The organism is Nitrincola sp. A-D6 (assembly GCF_000764495.1).
In the GTDB taxonomy this organism is placed as follows: Bacteria; Pseudomonadota; Gammaproteobacteria; order Pseudomonadales; family Balneatricaceae; genus Nitrincola.
Map to the genome: position 1 here is coordinate 1 of NZ_JRLB01000026.1, position 5,076 is coordinate 5,076.

At 62.0% G+C, this 5,076-nt stretch carries 2 protein-coding genes and 1 pseudogene; all 3 read right to left on the bottom strand.

Features of this window, described 5'->3' with window-relative positions; genetic code table 11:
• Positions 1 to 351: pseudogene (locus tag LH51_RS21230) on the bottom strand (penicillin-binding protein 1C); the annotation flags it as partial.
• On the bottom strand, positions 333 to 1,697 hold the full coding sequence (gene pbpC, locus LH51_RS05265; protein WP_200881880.1) for a penicillin-binding protein 1C: 1,365 nt from the start codon (positions 1,695 to 1,697) through the stop codon (positions 333 to 335). The gene pbpC and the pseudogene LH51_RS21230, both read right to left, overlap by 19 nt.
• Positions 1,698 to 1,807: 110 nt before the next feature.
• Positions 1,808 to 5,076 (bottom strand): alpha-2-macroglobulin family protein (locus LH51_RS05270; protein WP_036520490.1); only part of this gene is annotated, 3,269 nt, incomplete at its 5' end.

A 5,076-nucleotide genomic window follows, 5' to 3' on the forward strand; every position in this document is an offset into this window, starting at 1 on the left:
CCAGCAGATGTCGCTCACCGTAACGCTTGCAGGTGCGGCTTCGCGCCAGTTAGGAACGCCCCCGCGCACCAGGTCATAGGTCTGAAACAGCAAAGGGGCCGCCGATCTCACACCGAACTGCGCGGCCACTGGTGTGCCGTCGGGACGACCTATCCACACACCGATCAGATAGCGCGGCCCGACTCCGATCGCCCAGGCATCACGGAAGCCGTAGCTGGTGCCAGTTTTCCATGCCAGGGCCGGGTGCGTGGCGGCATCCATCGACAAGGACTGGCCCGAGGCACGTCGACCGAGCAGGGTCTGGCGCACGATCCACGCCGCCCCCTCAGACATCAGGCGACGCTCAACCAAGGATCATCCTCGAACCAGCGCAGGCGGGCGACACGACCCTCGCGCGCAAAGGCACCATAGCCAGCCAGCAAGTCTTCCAGGCGAGTGCCGACACCCCCGAGGATCACCGCCAGATTGGGAGCGGCGTGAGCTGGCAATGCCATCGGCACACCCGCCTGTACCAACTCGGCGTGGAAGCGTCGCGCACCATAGGCCTCGATCAACTGCACCGCTGGCAAATTAAGCGAACGGGCCAGCGCCTCAGCCACTGAGACAGGACCGGAAAAACCGCTGGCGAAGTTGCCAGGGCGATAGTCGGCGTGGACGCGCGGCACATCCTGCAGCAACGACTCCGAATGGACCAGGCCCGCATCCAGGGCCAGGCCAGTAAGGAAAGGCTTGAGGGTTGAACCGGGCGAACGCAGTGCACGCACCATATCAACATGACCGAAGCGTTGATTATCACCAAAATCAGCCGAACCAAGATAGGCGCGTACTGCCATGCTTTGGTGTTCGACCACCACAATCGCCGCCGAGGTACGTGGTGGCAAACGACCACGCCAGCTTTCCACCAGCGCTTCAATACGGCGCTGCAAGCGGGCATCCACCGTGGTAAGCAGACGTGCGCCACCCCCTTCACCCACTACCCGGCGCGCAAACAGGGGTGCCAATCCGGGCGGATCGGGTGGCGCCAGCATGATAGTCTCCTCTAGAGCCTCATCCACCACCTGTTGCGACCAGCGTTCACCGTCTCGCATGCGCATCAGCACCTTGTCGCGTGCAGCAGTTGCCCGCTGGGGATAACGGTCCGGACGCAGACGACTGGGCGCCTGAGGCAATACCACCAGTAAAGCGGCTTCCGCGGGAGTAAGGGCGTCGGGAGACTTACCCAGCAGTGTCCAGCTTGCCGCCGCAACCCCTTCGAGGGTGCCACCAAAGGGCGCACGATTCAGGTACAGGGTAAGGATCTCATCCTTGCTCAGATGCCATTCAAGTTGCAGCGTCCGCGCAAGCTGGCGAAGTTTACCTGACAGCGTACGCGGGTGAGGGTCGAGCAGACGTGCTACCTGCATCGACAGCGTGCTGCCACCGGAGACGATGCGTCCGGCGCGCAGATTGAGCCACGCGGCCCGCACCAGTGCCAGCGGATTAACACCAGGATGACTATGAAACCAGCGATCCTCATAGGCGAACAAGGCTTCAAGATACAAGGGCGACACTTCATCAGGCCGCACGGCATGGCGCCATACGCCCTTGTCATCGGGAAAACGCCAGAGCGGCGTGCCATCCTGGGCAAGCACGATGCGCGCACTGTCCTCATCAGGGATAGGCAGTGGCCACAGGCGGTCAGCCACCCAGGCCATCATCACACTCAGCAATAGCCCTAGCAGGACAGCACTCAGGCGGCGCCTGTACCTGCCAACTCGCTCCGACCTCGCACTATCCCCGCCCACGACCCTCGCGCCCACCGGCTAACTCAGCGCGCCAACACGTGCAGGTCTGGCGGAGTCGCCCCACGACCCTGTAGTGATGGCCGGTACATCGACTCAACCAGCGGCGGTGGTACCCGGTAGATACCGGGCGTGACCGCGCGGGCGAGATAGAGCAGCTCGGTACGCACACCCTCATGAAGGTCAACCGCGGCAACATAACGGTCGCCCAACCAGGCCTCATGTCGGGGCGTATGTTCGCCGCGGCGTTGCAGCAGTTCGTTGATCTCGGTGCTGGCGTTGGGCAGACGCGCGGAACCATCCAGACGCTGGTTTTCAAGCTCCAGTCCAGCCGGGAGCAGATCAACGACCAGAGCATCATGCACACGGGTATGGGCACGCAATGTCAGATGCACCAGCACCAGTTCGCCACTATCGAGTTCATCGGTAACCTCGCTACCATCTAGACGCAGCATACGCCGACTGACCGCGATCTCGTGTTCGTCCGCTGGCAGTGCGCTGCGCGGATAGCCGGTCAGGGTGGTACGCTGATACAAGGTTGCGGTGCCCGGGTTGCTCAGTTGGAAATCATCCCCCAGCTCGGCTTCATTAAAACGCAGTGCGCGTGGACGATCGCCCTTGATGCGGCTGGTAACTCCGGCTGTCACTTCCGCCTGCCAGGTCTCACCCACACGCGACAGACCATGACGACCAGCGAGGAACAGCGCATTGCGCTCCTGAGTCGATAGCCACGGACGCTCGCGCAACTGCTCGCTGAGCATCAGGTGCAACTGGTCACGTCCGCTCACCACCAGCGAATGCTCTTCGAACAAGGCCAAAGTCAGCGCCAGGTCGCGCAAGGGACTGCCGTAGTCGCCAATCCAGCCGCTACGACCCTGGTCGCGCGGGTGCTGCAGCGCGGCACTGAGCAGTGCGTCGGCACGGCCGCCATCACCCATGCGCTGCAAGGCAAAGCCCAGTTGTGCCAGGGCCAGACCGGATGGTGCGTGTTCGCGCTGTTGAGCAAGCTGGCGCAGACTGCCCAGCGGCGCCTGACCATGACGGGTGAGCACATAAGCGGCATAGGCCTGCACCGCGAAGCGGGTACGCTCGGCATTGTCAGTGTAGTACGCTTCAATCTGGGCTGGATTCTGTAGATAGGCGAGCAGGCGTGTACGCAGCGATTCCAACGCCGTATCAGGCACAGAGAAGCCCTCTTCCACCGCACGCAGGAGGAAATCCCCGACGTAGGCGGTCAACCAGAACTCTTCCTCGCCATCACTGTTCCACAGCCCAAAGCTGCCGTTATAACGCTGCATTCCAAGCAGGCGTTCGATGCCAATCTCAATGCGGGTTTGGCGAGCCTCTGCGTCCTGCCCGCGAATACCCAGACTGGCGAGCAGCTCCGACCGCGCATAGAGTGAAGGATAGAGTCCACTGGTGGTCTGCTCGGCGCAGCCATAGGGGTAGGCGAACAGCTCGCGCACATGCTCAGCCAGGTCCAGTGGCGGACGGGCGGACAGGGACACCGCCACACTGCGTGCATCCAACTGCTCATACTGAGGGGCTAACTGCTGTAGCGACCAGGCACTGCTGTCGGGCTGTAGCGCCGCGACGAAGCTCAGCGTCTGTGCTGGCCAGGCGGGCCGCACGCCGATACGCCAATGCTGCTCAAGTGGCGCAAAGGTCTCATCCGGCAACGCAAGACCATCAACCACCAGGTTGAGCGTGCCTTCGCCGATACCCGCACCGGCTTCAACAAGCATACGCAGAGTGGTGCGCGCACCGGGTGCCAACTGAATGCTGTCAGGCCAGCTAGCAGATGTCGCCAACAGTCCACCGACCTGCAACTCGGCTTGCAGCGTCTGTGGCTGGTCAGTCAGGTTAGTCAGGTCGATGGCCAGCTCAGTTTGATCACCACCTGCCAGAAAACGCGGTGCGGCCAGGGTTGCAACCAGCGGCGCAGCAACGGTAGTGTGCGCCTCACCCATACCGTAGGCACTATCACTCCAGGCCTGTGCCATGATACGCAGTTCGCCGTTGAAATCGGGGACCTGCAAATGTACTTCGGCCATACCGTCGGGCCCCACTATCACCGGAGTCGACTGCAGGGCTACCAGTTCAATAGAGGTAATCGGCGAGACTCCACCGCGGTCGCTGTCCTGATCGCCGCCGAAATTGAGCTGGGCACGGCGCGTATCGCCCACTTCGATCAGCTGTGCGTAGATATCGAGATGGTCGATGCCGTAGCCGCGCTGGCCAAAAAAAGCCGCGAAGGGATCAGGGGTCTCGAAATTAGTCAGATTGAGAATGCCGACATCAACAGCTGATACGATTACCCGTACCGTCTCGCCTGCCTGCTCCGGCAGGCTAAGTTGTACCGGTAGTGTACGGCCAGGACGCATTTTCTCGGGCACTTCGAGTTGGATCGTCAGGCGTCTATCCTCACGATCAAGCGGGAGGTGCAGCAAACCCACGGCACGACGCGGTACAGTATGAGCGGAACGCTCACCGGGGCGTACCACCAGCGCGCTCACGTAAAGGTCATGTCGTGCCCAGGTCTCTGGAATCGGCAACTCGAAATGCGCGCCCTCGGCTGGTACCTCTATCGGCTGCCACCACAAGGGCCCTTCGGCTGATTCCACCATCAGATAACCCTGTCCGGCGGCTGGCGCCTCGACTCCGACGCTCACCACATCGCCCGCTTGGTAGCGCGGCTTGTCCAGGGTAAGGCGAACTTTGTCAGGGCGCACATTGCCCTCTTCGGCGTTTTCCTGCCAGCTATAGCCCGCATGGAAGCGCACACTGGAGAGCAGCCCGGTTTCGGGGTCTTCAGCTTCAAGACGGTACCAACCCCACTCAGTTGGCAGCGCCACTTCGATCTGATCGCCAGCGGCGATATCATGGCGCTGCGCCGACAGGACCAGGTCCTTCTGGTTGAAACTGCTGCGCCAGCCCTCGTTGGACGAGAATTGCCAGAAATAATCGCGTCGCTCCTGCACCAAACGCACAGTCAGATCGTTCACTGCCAGGCGCGTTCCAGCCGGATCAGTCACCAGGATTTCAAAACGTGCCTCACTCGATGCATCGACGCGTCCATCGGCAAAAAGCGGCCGGATACCAGGCAGTCGCTCTCCCGGCCACATCGACAGGGTAGCTCGCCGCGTCACCGGCCGACCACCTGACTCCTGCACACTTGCCTGCAGGGTCAGCGACAGCGGCGAACGTCGTTCGGTCCATTCGCTGGGCACACTCAGCTCGCCCACGCCAACATCATCCAGCCAGCTTTCACTCAGCTCGATCACCCGATTTGGCT